Source organism: Mesorhizobium sp. M0317 (genome assembly GCF_040321555.1).
GTDB lineage: Bacteria > Pseudomonadota > Alphaproteobacteria > Rhizobiales > Rhizobiaceae > Mesorhizobium.
Genome location: NZ_JAMYRV010000001.1, coordinates 316,012 through 337,247, shown reverse-complemented (window position 1 = coordinate 337,247; position 21,236 = coordinate 316,012). Strand labels below are relative to the sequence as shown.

Annotated in this window: 14 protein-coding genes; 6 read left to right on the top strand and 8 right to left on the bottom strand. The window is 63.7% G+C overall.

What is annotated here, in order from left to right; translation table 11 throughout:
* Nucleotides 1–28: 28 nt before the first annotated feature.
* Nucleotides 29–6,238 carry a kinesin gene (locus NKI88_RS01700; RefSeq protein WP_352653605.1) on the top strand — a complete coding sequence of 2,070 codons (6,210 nt, stop codon included), beginning with the start codon at nt 29–31 and terminating at the stop codon, nt 6,236–6,238.
* A gap of 6 nt (nt 6,239–6,244) precedes the next feature.
* The gene (locus NKI88_RS01695) at nt 6,245–6,997 is read left to right on the top strand and encodes an RNA ligase family protein (RefSeq protein ID WP_352653604.1); all 753 of its coding nucleotides are present in this window, start codon (nt 6,245–6,247) and stop codon (nt 6,995–6,997) included.
* 34 nt (nt 6,998–7,031) lie between these two features.
* On the opposite strand, the gene NKI88_RS01690 is transcribed toward NKI88_RS01695, so the two are convergent.
* Genes NKI88_RS01690 through NKI88_RS01675 form a run of 4 tightly spaced genes read right to left on the bottom strand, consistent with a single transcriptional unit; the run spans nt 7,032 to nt 11,106 of the window.
* Complete coding sequence (locus NKI88_RS01690) at nt 7,032–7,673, bottom strand: ABC-type transport auxiliary lipoprotein family protein (RefSeq protein WP_502909414.1); 642 nt, start codon at nt 7,671–7,673, stop codon at nt 7,032–7,034.
* A gap of 37 nt (nt 7,674–7,710) precedes the next feature.
* On the bottom strand, nt 7,711–9,084 hold the full coding sequence (locus tag NKI88_RS01685) for an MlaD family protein (protein WP_352624627.1): 1,374 nt from the start codon (nt 9,082–9,084) through the stop codon (nt 7,711–7,713).
* A 14-nt stretch (nt 9,085–9,098) separates the two neighbouring features.
* Nucleotides 9,099–9,917: an ABC transporter ATP-binding protein gene (locus NKI88_RS01680; RefSeq protein WP_488377171.1), complete on the bottom strand. Its 819-nt coding sequence runs from the start codon at nt 9,915–9,917 to the stop codon at nt 9,099–9,101.
* Nucleotide 9,918: 1 nt separating this feature from the next.
* Nucleotides 9,919–11,106, bottom strand: a complete 1,188-nt coding sequence (locus NKI88_RS01675) for an MlaE family ABC transporter permease (RefSeq protein WP_023708615.1) — start codon at nt 11,104–11,106, stop codon at nt 9,919–9,921.
* A gap of 77 nt (nt 11,107–11,183) precedes the next feature.
* Here NKI88_RS01675 and dgcA point away from each other — a divergent pair, with 77 nt between their 5' ends.
* Nucleotides 11,184–12,167: an N-acetyl-D-Glu racemase DgcA gene (gene dgcA, locus NKI88_RS01670; protein WP_352653602.1), complete on the top strand. Its 984-nt coding sequence runs from the start codon at nt 11,184–11,186 to the stop codon at nt 12,165–12,167.
* Here dgcA and NKI88_RS01665 read toward each other — a convergent pair.
* Both NKI88_RS01665 and NKI88_RS01660 read right to left on the bottom strand, forming a co-directional pair.
* Nucleotides 12,138–13,352, bottom strand: coding sequence for an MFS transporter (locus tag NKI88_RS01665; protein WP_352653601.1), 1,215 nt, complete (start codon nt 13,350–13,352; stop codon nt 12,138–12,140). The two genes, dgcA and NKI88_RS01665, sit on opposite strands and share 30 nt — an antisense overlap.
* A 104-nt stretch (nt 13,353–13,456) precedes the next feature.
* On the bottom strand, nt 13,457–14,272 hold the full coding sequence (locus tag NKI88_RS01660) for a UDP-2,3-diacylglucosamine diphosphatase (protein WP_023746001.1): 816 nt from the start codon (nt 14,270–14,272) through the stop codon (nt 13,457–13,459).
* Between the two features lie 120 nt (nt 14,273–14,392).
* Here NKI88_RS01660 and NKI88_RS01655 point away from each other — a divergent pair, with 120 nt between their 5' ends.
* Both NKI88_RS01655 and NKI88_RS01650 read left to right on the top strand, forming a co-directional pair.
* A complete protein-coding gene (locus NKI88_RS01655) occupies nt 14,393–15,172 on the top strand; it encodes an SDR family oxidoreductase (protein WP_023746000.1) in 780 nt (259 codons plus the stop codon).
* A 159-nt stretch (nt 15,173–15,331) separates the two neighbouring features.
* Nucleotides 15,332–17,656, top strand: coding sequence for an NADP-dependent malic enzyme (locus NKI88_RS01650; protein WP_023684938.1), 2,325 nt, complete (start codon nt 15,332–15,334; stop codon nt 17,654–17,656).
* A gap of 5 nt (nt 17,657–17,661) precedes the next feature.
* On the opposite strand, the gene NKI88_RS01645 is transcribed toward NKI88_RS01650, so the two are convergent.
* The gene (locus NKI88_RS01645) at nt 17,662–18,282 is read right to left on the bottom strand and encodes a DUF1287 domain-containing protein (protein ID WP_352653600.1); all 621 of its coding nucleotides are present in this window, start codon (nt 18,280–18,282) and stop codon (nt 17,662–17,664) included.
* A gap of 204 nt (nt 18,283–18,486) precedes the next feature.
* On the opposite strand from NKI88_RS01645, the gene NKI88_RS01640 reads away from it, so the two are divergent.
* Complete coding sequence (locus NKI88_RS01640; RefSeq protein WP_352653599.1) at nt 18,487–19,683, top strand: DUF2865 domain-containing protein; 1,197 nt, start codon at nt 18,487–18,489, stop codon at nt 19,681–19,683.
* Here the strand turns inward: NKI88_RS01640 and gltX are convergent.
* Entirely contained in the window at nt 19,601–20,974 is a 1,374-nt protein-coding gene (gene gltX, locus NKI88_RS01635; RefSeq protein ID WP_352653598.1) for a glutamate--tRNA ligase, read from the bottom strand. The two genes, NKI88_RS01640 and gltX, sit on opposite strands and share 83 nt — an antisense overlap.
* Nucleotides 20,975–21,236 lie beyond the last annotated feature (262 nt).

The window sequence follows — 21,236 nt, the reverse complement described above, 5'->3', positions numbered from 1 at the left end:
TCGGCAGCTAGTACAGGGTAGCGAAGGCATGGCGAAGAAACCAACGACGACCAGAACTCTCGACAGCGACGTAGCCAGGGAACTCGAAAAGGCACTAGACCTCGATCTCAGCGGAGACGGCAGCGGCGATCTCGATATTGCGGCGTCGATGGAAGATCTGGAAGCGCAGATATCGCAGGCCGCGGACGAACTGGCGCGCGAAGGCCGCCCCCAGAAGCCCGCCCCCGCTCAAAACGCGCCCGTCCAACAAAACCAGAGTGCGAAGCCGGCAGCCAAGCCCGCCGAGCTGCGCCCGGTCGAATCGCGCAACAGCGCTCAGCCAGCCGGCTTCAAGCCGGCAAACGATGACCGCCAAAAAGATTACAAGACGCTGCTGCACAGCCTCAACCGGCGCGCGTCTAGCACGATCTATTGGGTCGTGGCGTTCGTGTCGCTGGCCTGGATCGCCGGCGCCGGCGGCGTTGCCAATCTGCTGTTTGGCCCCAGCATCTGGAAAATTCGTACATTCGATCAAATCCTGGCCCGCCCTGAACTGATCGGCCTGGCGATCGCGGCAATCATACCGGTCGTCCTGTTTTGGGCCTTCGCGGCGATGATCCGCCGCGCGCAGGAAATGCGCATTGCCGCGCAGTCGATGACGGAGGTGGCTTTCCGTCTGGCGGAGCCGGAAAACCTCGCCCAGGATCGCGTGATGATGATCGGCCAGGCCGTTCGCCGTGAAGTGGCGGCGATGGGCGAAGGCATTGAGCGCACGCTGGCGCGCGCCGTCGAGCTCGAAACGCTGGTCCACAGCGAGGTCAACCAGATCGAACGCTCCTATTCGGAGAATGAATCGCGCATCCGGTCGCTGGTCGACGGGCTGGGCAGCGAGCGCGAAGCCGTCGTCACTCATGCCGAGCGCGTGCGCGCCTCGATCACCGGCGCGCATGAAACGCTGAAGGACGAGATCGGCGCCGCCTCCGACATTATTCGCGACTCTATCCTCAACGCGTCGACCAAGCTGTCGATGACGATCACCAATTCCGGCGACACGCTGATCGACCGCATCAATGAAAGCTCGATGTCGATCTTCGATTCGGTCGAAACCCGGCTGGATTCGATCACCGACAGGCTGTCGACATCGGGCGAAGCCTTTGCTTCGCTGCTCGACACCCGCATCGCCAAGCTGACGGACACCACAGACGGCCTAACCCGGTCGCTGACCGACCTGCTCGACGACCGCACCACCGGTATGGTGTCGCTGCTCGGCGGCGCCGCCCGCACCCTGAGTTCGGAATTCGAGTCCAGCCTGAACGGCATCGAGCGGACGCTGGCCGAGCGCGGCCAGGCGCTGATCAGCGAATTCCAGACCCGCGCCGAAGCACTCGATACCGGCACGCAGAAGCTCAACGCCGCGCTCGAGGCGCGCGCCCGCCAGATCAACGAAACGCTGGTCGAGCGCGCCCGCGAGATCGCCCACACCTTTGCCGAGAGCAAGGATCATTTGTCGGCGATGATCGATCAGGGCAAGACCCAGATCGGCGCCGACATGGCCGACATCGTCTCGTCGACCTCGTCGATGCTCGAAGCCCGCGCCAGCGATTTCGCCGGCCGGATGGAAGCCGCCCGCCATGTCGTGTCGCGCTCCTTCGACACCGACATCCAGCGTCTTGCCGATGCCCGTGTCGGCATCGAGGACGCCGTCGAAAACCACAGCCGCAAGCTGTCCGAAAGCCGCGAACGCATGGCGGCTGCCATGCAGGCGGACCTGGCGAAGTTCGCCGAGGGCCGCGCCGGCATCGATGCGGCCGTAACCAACCAGGTGCAGAAGCTGGCCGAAGGCCGCAACCTGATCTCGCGCGCCCTGGAAGAGGATCTGCGCAAGGTCAACGAGTCGCGCGCCGCCATCGACGCGTCGCTGGGCAGCCATCTCGAGCGGCTTGAAGAAGGCCGCAACCGGCTCAACCAGGCTTTGCATGAAGACTCCGGAAAACTTGTGCAAGCCCGTACGATCATTGACGAAATGGTCGCCGGGCATGTCGGTAAGCTGGCCGAAGGCCGCAACATTCTGTCGCGCGCCCTGGAAGCCGATCTCGGCAAGCTCGCCGACAGCCGCGCCTCGATTGACGGGCTGGTCGCTGGCCAGGTTGAAAAGATCGCCGAAGGCCGCGCCATCCTGACCAAGGCGCTCGAAAACGACATTATCGGCATCAAGGGCGTGATCGAGAACCACTCGGCGAAACTGGCCGAGGATCGCACCGAACTCAGCAAGGCGCTGGAGAACGACCTGTCCGGCATCAGAGGCCTGCTCTCCGACCATTCGAGCCGGCTTGCCGACGATCGTGGCCTGTTGTCACAGACGCTCGAGGCCGACCTCGCCAAGCTCGCCGAGAGCCGGTCGAGCATCGACGGGCTGGTCGCCGGCCAGGTCGAGAAGCTGGCCGAGGGCCGCGATATCCTCAAGCGCGCGCTCGAAGCCGACCTCAACACCATCAAGGGTGCCATCGCGGGTCATTCCGACAAGGTGGCGGAAGAGCGCGGTCAGCTTTCCAGGGCACTGGAGGCCGACCTGCAGAATGTGAACAGCCTGATCGCCGACCACTCGAACCGGCTTGTCCAGGATCGTTCGACGCTATCCCAGGCGCTTAAGGAGGACCTTCAGAATGTTAACAGCCTGATCACCGACCACTCGAGCCGGCTTGTCCAGGATCGTTCGACGCTATCCCAGGCGCTTCAGGACGATTTGCACAATGTCAGCGGCATCATGGCCGATCATCAAAACAGGCTCGTCCAGGACCGTTCGGCGCTCTCAAAGGCATTGGAAGACGACATCGCCAAGCTGGCGGAGAGCCGCTCCAACATCGATGGGCTGGTCGCCGGGCAGGTCGAGAAGCTTGCCGAGGGCCGGGACATCCTCACACGGGCGCTCGAAGCCGATCTCAATGCGATCAGGAGCGCCATTGCCGACCAGTCGCAGAAGCTGAGCGAAAACCGTGGCGAGTTCGCACGGGTGCTGGAAGCGGATTTGGAAAATGTCAACAGCCTGATCGAGGGTCACAGCGACAAGCTCGTCCGGGATCGCGCGACGCTGTCGAAGGCTCTCGAGGACGACCTCGCCAAGCTGGCCGAGAGCCGGTCGAGCATCGACGGACTGGTCGCAGGCCAGGTCGAGAAGCTGGCCGAGGGGCGAGACATCCTGAAACGTGCGCTGGAAGCCGACCTGCAGAAGCTGTCGGCAAGCCGCGGTGAGGTTGACGACATCATCGCCGGCCATGTCGGCAAGCTGGCCGAAGGCCGCAACATGTTGACCCAGGCGCTGGAAGACGATCTGGCAAAGCTCGCCGACATACGCAAGGATGTCGACCGCTCGCTGTCGGGCCATATCGACCAGATTGCCGGCAGAAGCACCGATATCTCAGCGGCAATCGCTGCCGATGTCGAGAAGATCGAGCAGGCCTTCAGCAAGCAGACCGGCATCATCGAAGAGCGCGCCGGAACCATGGAGCGCGCGTTGTCGGTGGGTGTCGACAATGTCCGCAGCGTGCTCGAAAAGAGCGCCGTCTTCGTTGCCGGCGCGCTCCGCGAGAAGGTGATGGAAGTCACCAGCGCGCTGCACGAACAGGCCGGTGCTGCCTTCAGTGACGCCGACCGCAAGATCGCCGAGCGTGCCGAGCAGACCTCGGCCGCCCTTTTGGCCCGGGCCGAGGACATCGCCCGCACCTTCGAGGACGCGGATCGCCGTCTGCACGCCCGTGCCGAGGACACGTCGAGCGCCCTGATTGCTCGCGCCGAGGATACGACGAATGCCTTGCTTGCTCGCGCCGAAGACACAACGAGCGTGCTGCTTGCCCGGCACGACGAGACGTCGAACTCGCTGCTCGCCCGCGCCGAAGAAACGGCCGGACGGCTGGCTGCCCGCGCCGGCGAGATCGCCGGCACGTTCGACGCCGCCGACCAGAAGCTGGTCGCGCGCGCGGTCGAGACGGCGCAGTCGCTGGCCGACCGCGCCGGCGACATCCTGCGCAACTTCGAGGGCGCCGACCAGCGGCTGAGCATGCGCATCGGCGAATCCGCCGAAGCGCTCGCGGCCCGCGCCTCCGACCTTGGCCGCATCTTCGCCGCTGCCGACCAGCAGTTGATCTCGCGCATTGCCGAGGGTTCGGACGCGCTGTCGGCACGCGCCACCGAGATCAGCCGCATCTTCGACGAGGCCGATCACCGCCTGGTGTCGCGCATCGCCGACTCCACGTCGACGATCGGCGAGCATGCCGACAACATCGTCGGTGCCTTCGCCAGCACCGAGCAGCGCGTTGCCGAACGCGCACGCCAGACCGGCCAGGAACTTGCCGTCCACGCCCGCGAGATGGAGCAGGCTTTGGCCGGCGCCGACGAGCGGCTGGCCGCGAGCGTTGCGTCCGCAGCTTCGCGCGTCGAGGAACAGGTCGCCAGCGTCGAGAACCGCCTTCTTTATACGACGGAGACGATGGGCGAGAAGCTCAACGAGCAGGTTTCCAGCGCAGAAGCTCAGCTGATCTCGCGCGCCAACACGATTGCGGAGACTTTTACCGCAGTCGGCCAGCACATCGGCCAGAGCACCAACGACGCTGCCAAGACCATCGGCACCAATACCCGCGAGCTCAACACGATGCTGGCGGCGCGTTCGGCCGAGATGGCGAAGATCCTGGACGAAACCGCGCGGCCGCTGGTCGAGCGCTTCGCCCAGGGCGGCTCGGAACTGCAAAAGAGCATGGAAGAGGTCACCGAACGCGCGACCGAGAAGCTGCGCAGCGAAAACGCCGCCCTCGTCAACGCGCTCGCCAGCCGCACCGCGGAAACGTTGTCGGCCGTCGAAGGCGCGCGCTCGTCGCTCGCCGATAGCGTCGCCGACCTCATCGGCCGCATGAGCGTCTCCAGTTCGCAGCTTGGTGAGCTGATCGAACAGGCGGCGATCAACCTCGGCCAGGTCGACGAACGTCTGAGCGGCAGCACGCAAAGCTTCGCGGCGACCACCGAAAAGGCCGCGCAGACCTTCGCCAGCTCGGCACGCCTGGTCGATTCGAACACCACGCGGCTTACCGAATTGTCGTCGTCGACCCTGCGCGAAGTGGCATCGATCGCCACCAAGTTCGACGAGCACAGCCGCTTGCTGTCCTCGGCTTCGGATCTGTTGAGCTCGGCGCAGAGCAATCTCGAACACACGCTTGAGCGGCAGTCGTCGCTCGAAGACCTAGCCGTCGGCCTGGTCAAGAAGTCGGAAGACCTCGAGAAGGTCATGCGTTCGTTCGAAAACCTTGTCGGCCAGACGATGCAGAATGCCGAAGGCAAGACGCTGGCATCAGCCGACAAGATCCGCATCGCCATAACGGAAGTGGTCGATTCGGCAACCAGCCGGTTCGCCGACGCGACCGAGGAGATGCGGCGCACCGCAAGCTCGATCAAGAGCGAGCTCGACCTCACCCGCGCCGAGCTCAAGAAGGGCGTCATCGAGATGCCGGAAGAGGCCAAGGAATCGACCTCGGCGATCCGCCGTGCCGTTGCCGAGCAGATCAACGCGCTCAAGGAACTTTCGGATATCGTTGCGAAATCGGGACGCGGCGGCGACAATGCCGAACCGCGCGCCCTGCGCCCGGCGCCGCAGGCGCCAGTGCAGCGCCCGGCCGAGCCGGTACGCCGCCCGCCGCCGGCGCCACAGCCGGAGCGCCCTGCTCCGCAGGCGCCGCTGGGCGGCCTGCGCGGCACGCTCGATATCGAACGTCCTGCCGAAGCACCGCGCCAGCGCGACGCCAACGCCCGTACGCCGCAAGGCGGCTGGGTGCGCGATCTCCTGACCGGGGCATCCCGTGAGGAGGAAGTCGCCAGGCCGGCAGCGCCCGCGGAAGCACCGCGCGCGGCTCCCGCCCAGCGCTCGCCCCTGCATGTCATGGAGTCGCTCAACTCGCTCTCGGTCGATATCGCCCGGGCGATCGACCACGACGCCTCTATCGAGCTGTGGAACCGCTACCGGCGCGGCGAGCGTGACGTGTTCACGCGCCGCCTCTACACGCTCAAGGGCCAGCAGACCTTTGACGAAATCCGCCGCAAATATCAGGCCGAGGCGGAGTTCCGCGCCGCCGTCGACCGCTACTGCGACGATTTCGAGAAGCTGCTCAAGGACGTCTCGCGCAACGACCGCGACAACATCATGGCGCAGACCTACCTGACGTCGGACACCGGCAAGGTCTACACCATGCTGGCCCATGCGAGCGGCCGTTTGCACTAGCTACGATTGCTGCATCAAAATGAAGAAGGCGGGAAATTTCCCGCCTTTTTCGTTTGTCATGGATCGAACAATGACGAGCGCAAAGAACTCAGGCTGCCCTTGCTGGCGCGATGGGCTGCAAGCTATGCCTCCAGCATGAGGAAATACGGTCGCACCTTTCATCTGCCGATATCGGTCGGAGCCACCAGCGACGACAAGGTCATGGCGTCGCTTGAAGGACTAAGGGTGGCTGATCTTGTGGTCACCGAGAAGATGGATGGAGAGAACACAACCCTTCATCGCGATGGCTCTCACGCGCGCAGTCCCGATAGCCGTTATCATCCATCCCGAGACTGGCTGAAGGCATTTGCAGCAAATGTTTCACCGCAACTTGCTGACGATGAACGGATTGTCGGCGAGAACCTCTATGCCCGACATTCGGTTGCGTATGATGCGCTGCCGTCATTTTTTCTTGGCTTTGCATGGATCATCGGGACCGAGATTCAACCGTGGGATTTGACCCTGGCCCGGTTTGAGGAACTGGGCATCACTCCTGTTCCCACGCTCTATCGTGGGCCTTTCAGCCCCAACCTCTTCGATAATCTGGCTGCGTCCCTGGATAAGGCCAAGCAAGAAGGCTTTGTGGCTAGGGTTGCCGAAGCATTTGCTGAGGCAGACATGCCCATTCGCATGGGCAAATATGTACGGGCAGGACATGTCCAGAGTGAAACCCACTGGATGAAGGCAGAACTGGTCACCAACCGTCTGGCAGGCGGCTAAGGTTCCTGGGTCTCAAGCGCCTCGCCGGGTTCGCTCAGATCACCGAGTCCGTCCAGCTCACGATATCCTTCGCCGCCTCGCCGAAGGCGCTGTCGAGCGCGCTGACATAGGCCGGATTGCCGCTGCCCGAGACGGGAGCGGATGCGGTGAAGCTCTTCGAGGCGCGCACCTCGCCGTCGCGGTCGTTCAGGATGCGCACGAAGAGATTGACCTCGGCATGCTCGCCACCATTGACGCGGACTTCGAAGGAGCGGATCTCGACGATCACCTGGTAGTCGATCGCCAGCCCCTCGCCCGGCTTGCCGACGCCGGCAAAGCTGCCGGAGCGCTGGAAGGTTTCGGCGAGCCTCGCCTGCACGATCAGCGGCAGCCGGTCGGCCCATTGCGCGCCCTTGAGATACTGGATCGAGCGATCTGACGGCTTGATGACGATGTTCTGGCTGTCCAGCGCCTTGAGCGCGGAGGGCTGGGCGATCAGGATCTGGCGGCGGCTGTGGCCATGGGCGTCGATCGACGGGGCGGACAGCTCGAACGTATCGAGCGGCGCCGGCTTGCCTCCCAATGCCGCGCAACCAGCCAGCGTCAAGCCAAGCAAAACGACTGCCGATCTATACCCACCCAACCCGAACGTCACGCGTGATCCCCACTGTCCCCGGATCGTATGATGAATCCGCATCCGCGGTCCATGTAATTGCTGCGGGCGGGCACGGAAGTCAACGCCGTGCCCTGCCATCGAACTGCCGGACCTCGCCGTCGCCGCCCGACAGGATGCGCTGCGGGTTGCGGCTGAGATCGGTCACCGCCTCTTCGATGCGGCTGATCGAACGCCGGCTGTCCTGGACCAGCGCCTCGACATTCGACAGGCCCTGGCCCGAGAAGCGCGCAATATTGTCGGTGATCGTGCCAAGCCGGGCGTTCAGCGTGTCGGCGACCTGCTTGAACGACTTCAGCGTGTCCCTGGCATCGGCCATGACGCCGTCGGCCTGGCCCGAACCGAGCAGCGTATCGACCCTTTTCAGGATGCCGTCGACGCGCACCGAGGCATCGTTGAGGCGCGACGCAAGCTGTTTGGCGTCCTTGATCGTCTCGTCGATGTCGTCGGCCCGGTCGGCGAACTTGTCGGTCACCTTGGCGATGTCGGCGGCGGCCTTGTTGGCGTTTTCGCTGGCCTTCTGAATGTTGGCGAGCGCCACGCGCACTTGTGCCGGATCGATGCCGTCGAGCACATTGTCGACCTTTGCCAGCGTGCCTTGCGTGCGCTTGGCGAAATCGTTGACCGAGCCGACCGCGGTATCGACGTTCTTGATCACGCCATCGAGCTGTCCGCTGGTCTCCTTCAGATTGGCCGTGACGGCGTCCACATTGGCGACGATGCTCTTGATCTTGTCCTTGTCGACGGCATTGAGCAGGCCTTCGGCAGCCTTCAGTGTGCCGTCGAGCTTGCCGGAAACACCCTTCAACTCGTCCGACAGCGCGCTGACGGCGGTCAGGAACTTGTCGATGCCGTCGGCATTCCTGGCCAGCGCATCGGAAAATGTCTGGGCGTTCTTGACGGTCTGGGTCAGCGGCCCGCGCACATCCCTGGTGAAACCTTCGAGTTCGGAAAGCACCTTGTCGGCACGGGTGAAGATATTCTGTGCCGTTTGCAGCAGGTTGGTGACCGCCGATGGATTGGCGATGATCTCGGCGGTCCTGCCTTCCTTTGCCGCCTCTTCCAGCAGGTTCGGTTCCTTGGGATCGGCGCCCTTCAATTCGATGTTGACCTGACCGGCAAGGCTGGCGATGCCAATATCGGCCTGCGTCGATTTGGTGAGCGGCGTTGTCTGGTCGATCTCGGTCGTAGCAATGGCGGCATTGGGGTCATTGCGGTCGAAATAGACCCGCTTGACCACCCCGACCTTGACGCCGTTGAACAGCACCAGACTGCCGGGGCCGAGGCCGGAGGCCGAACCCTGAATGCGCACGCGCAGCTCCGCCGTCTCGCCGCGATCACCGATCTGGGCGGTCCAATAGACGAACCCGAACGCCGCCAGGATTGCAGCCAGGGTGAAAATGCCGACAATTACGTAGTTGGCTCTGGTTTCCATTGCCCCACTTATGTCTATGCGCGCGCGGCAAGATCAAGTTGCCGAGCGCGTTTTCCGCGGAAATAGGATTTGACCCACGGTTCTTCGCTTTTCAGCATGTCGTCGATCGTGCCTTCGACCAGGATTTTCTTGTTGCCGAGCACCGCCACGCGGTCGCAAGCGGTAAACAGCGTGTCGAGATCGTGCGTCACCATATAGACCGTCAGATCCATCGTATCGCGCAGCTTGACCACCAGTTCGTCGAATTCGGACGCGCTGATCGGGTCGAGGCCGGAAGTCGGCTCGTCGAGGAAGACAATGTCGGGGTCGAGCGCCAGCGCCCGCGCCAGGGCGGCGCGCTTGATCATGCCGCCCGAAAGCTCCGAGGGAAATTTTTGCGCGGCGTCCGGCGGCAGGCCGACCAGTTCGATCTTGAGCAAGGCCAGCTCGTCCATCAGTTTCTTCGGCAGATCGAGATATTCGCGCATCGGCACCTGCACGTTTTCCTGCACGGTCAACGCCGAAAACAGGGCGCCGTGCTGGAAAAGCACGCCAAGCCGCATATCGATGCGCAACCGTTCGATGTCGCTGGCCTTTTCGAGGTCGAGACCAAACAGCTTGATCGTGCCGGACTGCTTGTGCAGCAGGCCGAGAATCGTGCGCAGCAGCACCGATTTGCCGGCGCCCGAGGCGCCGACGAAACCGAGGATTTCGCCGCGCTTGATGTCGAGCGCCAGTTTGTCGAGGATCAGCTTGTCGTCCAGGGAAACGGTGATATCGCGCACCGACAGCACGATATCGTCTTCTTCCATTCCCTGCACAGCTTTGGTCGCCTTTGAGTTTCTGTGCATCATGTCAGAACTCGATCGATGCGTAGAAGATGGCAAAAAGGCCATCGAGGATGATGACGACGAAGATCGATTTCACAACCGAGGCGGTGACGTGCAGACCCAGCGATTCGGCGCTGCCGCCGACCTTCATGCCTTCTACGGAAGCAATGGTACCGATGATCATGGCCATGAACGGCGCCTTGATCAGCCCGGCGAAGATGGTGCTGATATCGATTGCCCCGCGCAGCCGGTCGATGAAGGCCGTCGGCGCAATACCGGAATAAAGCCAGGCGGCTAGGATGCCGCCGCCAAGAGCGGCAAAATTGGCGACGATGGTGAGACAGGGCAGCGCGATCACCAGCGCCACCAGGCGCGGAAACACCAGCACGCCGATCGGGTTGAGGCCGATGACCTTCAGCGCGTCGACCTCCTCGCGCATCTTCATCGAGCCGATCTCGGCGGTGATGGCGCTGCCGGAGCGGCCGGCGATCATGATGGCGGTCATCAGCACGCCGAGTTCGCGCAGGATCAGCACGCCGACCAGATCGACAACGAAAATGTTGGCGCCGAAATAATTGAGCTGGTAGGCGCCCTGCTGGGCGACGATGGCGCCGACGATCGCCGACATCAGCACCACCACCGGGATGGCGCCGACCCCCATGCGATCGATCTGGTTGAAGATCGCCGCCGGATTGATGGCATGGCCGCGCCCGAGCTTCATCTGGGCGCCGCCGATGGTGGCGCCGAGGATGTTCATCGAGGCGAGGAAATCGTCGCGCATCTCATAGATGCGGCGGCCGACGGCCTCCAGCCCGCGGAGGATGATGTTGGGGCGCCGGACGCCGCGCGATTCGGGCTCGCGCCGGACAGCTTCGCCAACGGCGCCGAGCAGGATCGAGGCGACATCGCTTTGCCCCTGCATCTTGATCTCGACACCCTTCTTTTCGAAGACGCTGACCAGGCGATCGATCAGCCAGGCGCCGGCGGTGTCCATCTTCTCGATGTGGGAAAGATCCAAAGCGAGCGTCTGGAAGCCTTTGCGCTGCTCGATCTTGCGCATCTCGGCGTCGATCAGCGCCACTGTCGTCGTCGTCCAGATGCCGGAGAAAGCGCAGCCGAGGACGCCGCCCTCCTCGCCGACCGCAACGCGGGGCTGGTGGTCGGCCTCCTTGGCGGCGTTGCCGCTTGCGTCGCGTTTGCCGATGGTCAACATGGCGTCCTGTTTAGCCTGACGGGTCGTACCTGTCGATTTGCCGACGACGCGTTGTCGCATAGCCGGAGCAGAAAATTATGGCGCGTGTCATTTCGGTTGAGGCCGAGCGTTTTCCCATTGCCGGCACCTTCACCATCTCGCGCGGGTCGAAGACCGAAGCCGAAGTCATTACCTGCACGATCAGCGATGGGGACAATCGCGGATGGGGCGAATGCGTCCCCTACAAGCGCTATGGCGAGACCATGGAGGGGGTGCGCGACGCCACCGAGGCCATGCGCCGGCAGATAGAAGGCGGCATCAGCCGCAAGGACCTGCTCGATGCGATGCCGGCGGGTGCTGCCCGCAACGCCATCGATTGCGCCTTGTGGGACCTGGAGGCCAAGATCAGCGGCGTTGGGGTCGCAGACGCCATCCACGCTGTGCCCTTGTCGGCGCTGGTGACGGCCTACACGCTGTCGCTGGGCGAGCCGGAGGCGATGGCGGCGCAAGCCCGCGCCAATGCCGGGCGGCCGCTGCTCAAGGTCAAGATCGGCGGCGACAACGACTTGGCCCGCATCCGCGCCGTGACCGAAGCGGCGCCCGACAGCCGCATCATCCTCGACGCCAATGAAGGCTGGACCGATGCCAACATCATCGAGAATCTCGCTTTCGCCGCCGAACATGGCATAGCCCTGATCGAACAGCCGCTTCCCGCCGGCCATGATGCCATCCTGCGCCACATCGCGCATCCGGTGCCGATCTGCGCAGACGAAAGCGTCCACGAGGCGAAGGACCTCGAAGCGCTTGTCGGCCTCTATGACGCCGTCAACATCAAGCTCGACAAATCCGGCGGCCTGACCGCCGCCCTTACCCTTCGCAACCGCGCCCGGGAGCTGGGATTCGGCGTGATGGTCGGCTGCATGGTCGGCACGTCGCTGGCGATGGCGCCGGCTGTGTTGCTTGCACAGGGCGCCGAGTTCGTCGACCTCGACGGCCCGCTGCTGCTTGCCCGCGACCGCCAGCCCGGGCTCGTCTACCAGGGGTCGCTGGTGTCACCGCCTGACAGGATGCTGTGGGGCTGAACGCGCGGCGAGCCCGATCAGCGCCAGGCCGATGATGGCGATCGGGATCATCGCCAGGAAGCCGTCGACGCCGTAGCGCTCATAAAGCGGGCCGGACGCCAGCGTCACCGCCGCCATGAAGAAGCCGTTGAAGAAATAGGCGATGCCTTGCGCCGCACCCGTGCGTTCTTCCGAAACCGTTTCGCCGATCATCTTCTGCAGGCCGATCAACACCATCGCCACCGACACCGAATGCAGGGTCTGGACGCCGAAGAAACCGGCAACGCCAAGCCCGAGTGGCCAGATCAACGGAAAGGCGATCCAGCGCACGATGGAGCCGACGCCGGCGATCAGCATCACCTTGACGACTGAGACGGAGGCAAAAATACGGTCGAAAAACACGAACATGCAGACCTCGGCCACCACGCCCCAGGCCCACAGCAGGCCAACGACGGAATCGCTGATGCCGACCGATTTCCAGTAGATTGAGACAAAGCCGTAGAGGAAGGCATGGCTGGCGGTGATGATGCCGACGCCGAGGGTGAAATACAGGAAATACGGATTGAGAAGGCTCGGCGCCTGATGCTGGATGTCGGCGGCAGATAGCGGCGAAGCCCGGCGCGGGCGGCCAAGCCGCGGCGCCAGCAATCCGGCGACGAGCGCGGCAGACAATGCCGCAAAGATGATTACCGGCACGGCCTGCGGGCTCGTCCAGGCGAGGATAAAGCCGCCTGCGACATTGGCGCAGAGATAGGATATCGAGCCCCATTTGCGCATCGCGGTGTAGTTCGAGCCGAAGCGGCGCACACCCGACAGCGCGAGCGAATCGGCGATCGGCGAATGCGGCGTCCACACCACCGTCAGCGCCAGCGATACGGCAAGCACCATGGCGTAGGTCGGGTTGAGGAAATAGCCGGCGGAAAGCACCATCGTCGCGGCCACCAGCGCAATATAGACATCGGCCCTGTCCTTCGCCCGGTCCGCCAGCGCGGTCAGCAGCGGCGTCGTCACCACGCGCAGGAACATCGGCGCCGCCAGGATGATGGCGATCTGCTCGGCGTGGAAACCCTGGGCATGCAGCCACAGCGGGAAATAAGGCACATGCGTTCCCAGCGACACGAACAATGTCGCGAAGATCAGGCTCATACGCAGTTCGAAATGGCGCGGTTTGACGAGTTGTTCAGGCGAGAGCGGCGGCAGCGACATGAATCGATCCAATTACGCTGCACAAAGGGCTGCAACGCAGATCGATCCCTTAACATGCGCGAAAGCGGTCCGAAACTGCCTGGACCAGTCGATTAACAGGAGGGTTATGCCGCTTCGACGACCCTGTCTTCGATCAGCAAGGGGATGAACGGCTCGTCCGGTGCTTCGGGCAGCACCAGCGCCCAGTGGATGATCTCCATCTTGCCGTCGAAATGTTCGACCACCGCCGTGCAGCTCTCCACCCAGTCGCCGGTGTTGATGTACTGCACATTCTCATAAGTCTCGATCGCGGCGTGATGGATGTGGCCGCAGATGACGCCGTCGACATGCGAGCGGCGGGCCTCCTCAGTCAGCACGGTCTGGAACGAACCGATGAAGTTGACCGCCTTCTTGACCTTGACCTTAGCCCAGGACGAGAACGACCAGTAAGGGAGACCCAGCAAATGGCGGAGCTTCGTCACCACGCGGTTGACCATCATCGCGGCGTCATAGGCGTAGTCGCCGAGGTAGGCCAGCCAGCGTGCATTGTGGACGACGGTATCGAACTGGTCGCCGTGGATGACCAGCAGGCGCCTGCCATCGGCGGTTTCGTGGATGGCGCGGTCGGCAACGACGATGCCGCCGAAATGCACGCCTTGGAACTGGCGCGCGAATTCGTCGTGATTGCCGGCGATATAGGTGATCGAGGCGCCCTTGCGCGCCTTGCGCAGCAGTTTCTGGACGACGTCATTGTGGCTCTGCGGCCAATGCCAGCTGCGCCGCAGCCGCCAGCCGTCGACGATATCACCGACGAGATAGATGATATCGGCGTCGTGATACCGCAGGAAATCGATCAGGAACTCGGCCTTGGCCGCCTTCGATCCGAGATGCAGGTCGGATATGAACATGCTGCGGAAAGTGCGGGTTTCTGTACCGGACATCAGATCGTCACCGTTGCTTTCGCGCAGGCTATGCCCCGATTCATGCAACAACCGTATGACGGTTGCGATTGGGCCAGCCAAAGGGCTAGCGTGCCGCGCCATTCACAGGAGAAAATCGTCATGGATCTCGGCATCAAGGGCAAGAAGGCCATCGTCTGCGCATCGAGCAAGGGGCTGGGCCGCGGCTGCGCCATGGCGCTGGCCGAGGCCGGCTGCGATCTCGTTGTCAACGGCCGCAATGCCGAGCTGCTGGCAAAAACCGCAGCCGAACTCCGCGAACGCTACGGCGTGAAGGTGACCGAGATCGTCGGCGACGTCTCGAAACCCGACGTGCAGCACGCGCTCCTTGCCGCCTGCCCCGACCCGGATATCCTGGTCAACAACAATGGCGGCCCGCCCTTGCGCGATTTCCGCGAACTCGACCGCGCAAAGATCCTCGAAGGCGTGACGCAGAACATGGTGACGCCGATCGAACTGGTGCAGGCCGTCATCGACGGCATGGCCATGCGCGGCTTCGGCCGCATCGTCAACATCACCTCGCTGTCGGTCTACGTCCCGATTCCCGGCCTCGATCTGTCGTCCGGCGCGCGAGCCGGGCTGACCTCGTTCCTGGCCGGCGTGGCGCGCACGGTGATCGACCGCAACGTCACCATCAACAGCCTGCTGCCGGGCAAGCTCGACACCGACCGGCTGCGCGGCCCGCATGAGGCCGGCACGATGGAAGACCCGGCAGCGGCCGCAGCGCGCAAGACCCGCATCAGCGCCGACGTTCCGGCCAAGCGGCTCGGCACGCCGGAAGAGTTCGGCCAGATCTGCGCCTTTCTGTGCTCGGTCCATGCCGGTTATCTCACCGGCCAGAACATCCCGGTCGATGGCGGCCTCTATGTCAGCGCGTTCTGAAGGGCTCGATGGATAATCGGCAGGATTTCAGCGCAATCATCTGAAATAGTTCGATCTTTCCGGACCGGGTTGTTTTAGCCGCCCTTGCGTCATTTGGCGTCGCGAAAAACCATTTTTGCGTGCTAAAAGGCTGCAAAGCAGGTTTGAGGGAGCGGCCGCATGGAAGGCGAGAACAAGAAAACGGCACGTTCGGACCTCGACGAAGCCGCCCTCTACTTCCACAAGCATCCAAGGCCGGGAAAGCTCGAGATCCAGGCGACCAAGCCGCTCGGCAACCAGCGCGACCTGGCGTTGGCCTATTCGCCGGGTGTTGCCGCGCCCTGCCTCGAAATCCGCGACAATCCGGCAACCGCGGCCGATTATACAGCGCGCGCCAATCTGGTCGGCGTCGTCTCCAACGGCTCGGCCGTGCTCGGGCTCGGCAATATCGGCCCGCTCGCCTCCAAGCCGGTGATGGAAGGCAAGGCGGTGCTGTTCAAGAAATTCGCCGGCATCGACGTCTTCGACATCGAGATCGACGCGCCGGGCATAGAGCGCATGGTCGAGACGATCTCGGCGCTGGAACCGACATTCGGCGGCATCAATCTCGAGGACATCAAGGCGCCCGAATGCTTCGAGGTCGAGGCGCAGTTGAAGGCCCGCATGGGCATTCCCGTCTTCCATGACGACCAGCATGGCACCGCCATCATCGTCGCCGCCGCGGTGCTCAACGGGCTGGAATTCGCCGGCAAGACCATTTCCGACATCAAGATCGTCACCTCAGGCGCCGGTGCGGCAGCGCTCGCCTGCCTCAACCTGTTGGTCTCGCTTGGCGCCAAGGTAGAGAACATCTGGGTCACCGACCGCTTCGGCGTCGCCTACAAGGGCCGCACCGACGAGATGGATCGCTGGAAAGACCCCTATGTGAAGGACACCGAGGCGCGCACGCTGGCCGATGTGATCCCTGGCGCCGACGTTTTTCTCGGCCTGTCGGCCGCCGGCGTGCTGAAGCCGGAATTGCTTGATCATATGGCGCCTAAGCCGTTGATCCTGGCGCTGGCCAACCCCAATCCCGAGATCATGCCGGAGGTCGCGCGCGCCGCTCGTCCCGACGCGATGATCTGCACCGGCCGTTCCGATTTCCCCAATCAGGTCAACAACGTGCTTTGTTTTCCTTACATCTTCCGCGGTGCGCTGGATTGCGGCGCCAGCGCCATCAACGAGGAGATGAAGATGGCCGCGGTCCGGGCGATCGCCGCGCTTGCCCGCGAAGAACCATCCGACGTCGCCGCCCGCGCCTATTCCGGCGAGACGCCGATCTTCGGACCCGACTTCCTTATCCCCTCGCCCTTCGATCCCCGCCTGATCCTGCGCATCGCGCCGGCGGTGGCCAAGGCTGCCTGCGACACCGGCGTCGCGACCCGGCCGATCACCGACTTCGCCGCCTATATCGACCAGCTCAACCGCTTCGTCTTCCGCTCCGGCCTGGTGATGAAGCCGGTGTTTTCGTCGGCCAAGGCGTCGACCGCCAAGCGCGTCATCTATGCCGACGGCGAGGACGAGCGCGTGCTGCGCGCAGCCCAGGTGGTGCTGGAGGAAGGCATTGCCGAGCCGATCCTGATCGGCCGCCCGCATGTCATCGAGGTCAGGCTGAAGCGCTACGGCCTGCGTATCAAGCCGGGCGTCGATTTCGGCCTGATCAACCCTGAGGACGATCCGCGCTACCGCCATTATGTCGACCTGTTGATCGAGCTTGCCGGCCGGCGCGGCGTGACGACGGAGGCCGCGCGCACCATGGTGCGCACCGACAATACGGTGATTGCGGCACTGGCGCTGAAGCGCGGCGATGCCGACGCCATGATCTGCGGCCTCGAGGGCCGTTTCGAGCGGCATCTGCGCAATGTGACGCTGGTCATCGGACCACGCGCAGGCGTCAAGGACCGCGACCTGTCGACGCTGTCGATGCTGATCTCCCAACGCGGCATCATCTTCCTTACCGACACCCATGTCTCGGTCGACCCGACGGCCGAGGAGATCGCGGAAATGACCATTCTGGCGGCCGAGGAAATCCAGCGCTTCGGCATCGAGCCGAAGGCAGCGCTGCTGTCGCATTCGGATTTCGGCTCGCGCGATTCTCCCAGCGCGCTGAAGATGCGGCAGGCGGCGGCGATCCTGGCGCGCGTTGCGCCCGACCTGCAATGCGACGGCGAGATGCATGCCGATTCAGCCCTGTCGGAGCATCTGCGCCAGCGCGTCTATCCGCATTCGCGGCTGAAGGGCGAAGCCAATCTCCTGGTGTTCCCCAACCTCGACTCCGCCAACATCACGCTGACCGCGCTGCGCACGATGATGGACGCGCTGCATGTCGGGCCGATCCTGCTTGGCACCGACAAGCCGGCGCATATTTTGACCCCGTCAGTGACCTCGCGCGGCGTCGTCAACATGACGGCGCTTGCGGTGGTCGAGGCGGCGCACAAGGCGCAGGCGGTGGTTCATTTCGGCTGAGTTTCTCACGCAGGCGCGAAGCGGTAATGCCCGGTCTGCTTGAAGGCGAACAGCGTGTCCTCCTCGCGGGCGCCCGCCCCGATATTGTGGATGACCAGCGCTCGTTCCGGCACGTCCGCCGAGCGTTCGGATGAGACGATGATGATGTGCGGCAGGTTGCCGGGCAGCATCTGGGTGACGATATCGCCCGGCTGAAAGTCGGGAGGATACTCGCTGGCGGGCAAGGAAACTCCGTTGCGCCCGAAAAATGCGGCAAGATTGCCGACCCGTCGGTGGTCGATGTTGCGGTCGGTCGCTTTCAGGCCCCAGGTCTTGGGGTAGGCGGCGAAATTGGCGGCCATATCCTCATGCACCAGTTTCTGCAGGTCGAGATTGAAGGCGCGGCGATAGGCGCGCACGATGACATCCGTGCACACGCCCCTATCCGGCGCGACGTCGCCGCCGGGATAGCCGAGGCGGACATAGGCCGGGTCGTAGAAGGTGGTGACGCCGATCTGCTCACGCGCGGCTTCGACCAATTTGCTGCGCCAGTCCGGAGCGGCTGGATTTTCCTGCGCCAAGGCTGCGGGCGCCGCCAGGCACAGGAGGCCGAACTGCAGTGCGGTTCGACGGGTAATCGCGGTCATGCCAGGTCCCCGGGGCATTGCTGGATCGTGGGATAATTCCGGGGCGATTGCGCCTTTTTCATGCAGCGGTGAGATCGCACAGTTGCCGCTCTATCCAAACGCCTCCTGCAACGCGTCTATGGGCTAAGACCATCTTTGGTTGTAGGTTGAGGGAACGGTTAACCGCGAATCCGGTAGACAGGCAGGCAAGCGGGGTTTCGGCCAATGACGGGCGGACGATGGAGGCTGAAGCATCTGGCTGCGCTGCTCGGCGCGCTTGTGCTTTCGGCCGTCGCCACCACTGAACCGCAGGCCGCCTCCCGCGTTTGCCGTCAACTGGAAGCCGAGCTTGCTTCTTCATCGAATGGCGGCGGCAATTCCAGCATGGTGCGGAAGTATGACAAGGCCATCTCCCGCCAGTTCGAACAGCTATCAAAGGTGCGCGGTCGTGCGAGCGATGCGAATTGCGGGTTTTCGCTGTTTTCGCGCAATGTCAGCCAATGTGCTGCGCTGAACAGCAGCATCGATCGCATGAACGCCAATCTCGATGCGTTGCAAGCCAAGCGCGCGCAGCTTGCCGGCGGCGGCTCGCGGGGCGACCGCGGCCGCATCCTGGCCGCGCTCGACGCCAATGGCTGCCGCGACGAGCCCGCGCCGCGCCGGGAGCCGCTGCAGGAAGCCAGCCGCGAACCCGACGACGGCAATCTGTTCGACCAGCTTTTCGGCGGCAACCGGCAGATCGACACGCTCGATCAGCCCGATGATCCCGGCGAGGAGCGCAATGTGCGCCGGGTGCTCAATCAGCCCGGCGTGCCGGATTTCCCGACGGTCGGCGGCGAGTTCCATACGAGCTGCGTGCGCACCTGCGACGGCTATTTCTTCCCGATGTCGAACTCGGCTTCGCTCGGCGATTTCGAGCGCGACCAGAAGAATTGCGAATCGAGCTGCCCCGGCACCGAAATGCAGGTGTTCTATTCGCGCGGCATGGAAGACGATTCGGCCAACATGACGTCGTCGGTGACCGGGAGGCCCTACAGCGAGTTGCCTACCGCTTATCTCTACAAACAACCCAACCAGTCGCGGCCGCAGGCATGTGGCTGCAACGCGCAGGCCGGAAATTTCAAGATCATCGGCGGTAACCCGCCACCGCCCGAGCAGTTTCAGCCCGATATTGAGACCACGCCGTTCATTCCGGTGCCGGCGGCCAAACCCGATCCGGGCGCGGATCCGGAGACGCTGGCGAACGTACAAGGCGGGCTCGACCGCGCCGCCATCAAGCGCCTTGCCGTCAAGCCGGTGGTGTCGCCGGTGTCGCTGATCCCGCCGGACCAGCGCAAGGTCAGGGTCGTCGGGCCAGCGTTCCTTCCCGACCCAGCAGCGGCAATAGATCTGCAAGCTCCGGCCCGGAAGCAAGTCCGGTAAGCGCCAGCCTGAGCGGCATGAACAGCGCCTTGCCCTTGCGGCCGCTGGCTTCCCTGATCCTGGCCGTCCAGTCTTTCCAGACCGTACCGGTCCACGGCTCTTCCGGCAACAGGTCGAAGGCCTGCTGCAGGAAGTCGCGATCCTCGTCGGAAAATTCCGGCGCGGGCTGCGGGCCGTCGGCAAGGATGCGCCACCAGCCGACCGCGTCGCTCAGCCGGTCGAGATTGCCGCGCACCGCCAACCAGAACGGCTCGGCCTTGTCGCCGGAGATGCCGAGCACGATCAGCCGATCCCGCGCCTCGGAAAACGGCATGTGGTGCATGAGCGCACGATTGAGCACGAACAGCTCGTCCGGGTCGAATTTGGCCGCCGATTTCGACGTGGCGGCGGGATCGAAGCGCGCGGCCAGTGCCGGCATGTCATGCACCGCTGCGACATTTTCCGAGGTGCCGACAAGGACGGCCAGCGAAGCCACAGCCATCGGTTCGATGCCCTCCTCGCGCAGGCTTTCGATCGACAGCGCACCGCTGCGCTTCGACAGGCCCTCGCCCGAGGCCGTGGTCAAGAGATTGTGGTGGCCGAAGACAGGCGGCTCGGCGCCTAGCGCCTTGAACAACGCGATCTGCACGCCGGTGTTGGTGACGTGGTCGTCGCCGCGAATGACATGAGTGACGCCCATCTCGATGTCGTCGACGACCGAAGGCAGCGTGTAGAGATAAGTGCCGTCCTCACGCCGCAGCACCGGATCGGACAGTGAGGCCAGATCGACGGTTTCCTCGCCGCGCACCAGATCGTTCCAGTGCATTTCGGTGCGCTCGGGCAGCAGCGGATCGCTGGTGAAATTCGGCAGCAGAAAGCGCCAGTGCGGCCGGCGGCCATCGGAGCGGTATTCGGCGATCTGCTGCTGCGAAAGCGCCAGCGCCTCGCGGCCATAGACCGGCGGCAGGCCGCGCGTGCGGCGCACCTTGCGGCGCAGGTCGAGTTCTTCGGGGGTCTCGTAGCAGGGATAGACAACGCCGGCCCTCTGCAGCCGCTCCACTGCCGCGTCGTAAGTTTCGAAGCGCCGCGACTGGTATTCGGTGGCGTCGGGAAAAATCCCCAGCCAGTGCAGGTCGTAGAGGATGGCGTCGGAAAATTCCTGCCTCGAGCGGGCAATGTCTGTGTCGTCGAAGCGCTGGATGAAACGGCCCTTGTTGTTCATGGCAAACAGCCAGTTGAACAAGGCGGTGCGGGCATTGCCGATATGAATGCGGCCGGTTGGTGAGGGGGCAAAACGGACGGTAACTGTCATGGGCGGGGCGTAACGGATGCTCTTGGAATTGACAAGACGCGCCCCCGCGCGACGCCAAAGACATAATGCACGCCAGCTAAAATGAAAAGGCTGTGAGCCAGAATCCGGCCGGGCCTGTCTCGGGTGAACCGCTCACCAGCGGTCCACGCCGGCAGAATCGGGCTTCCCTCAGCCGCTTTTTGTCCCCGTTATCCACATATGTGACACACAAGATGTTGGGGTCACAAAAGCTACGCAAACGAATCCTTGACGACGCAAACCG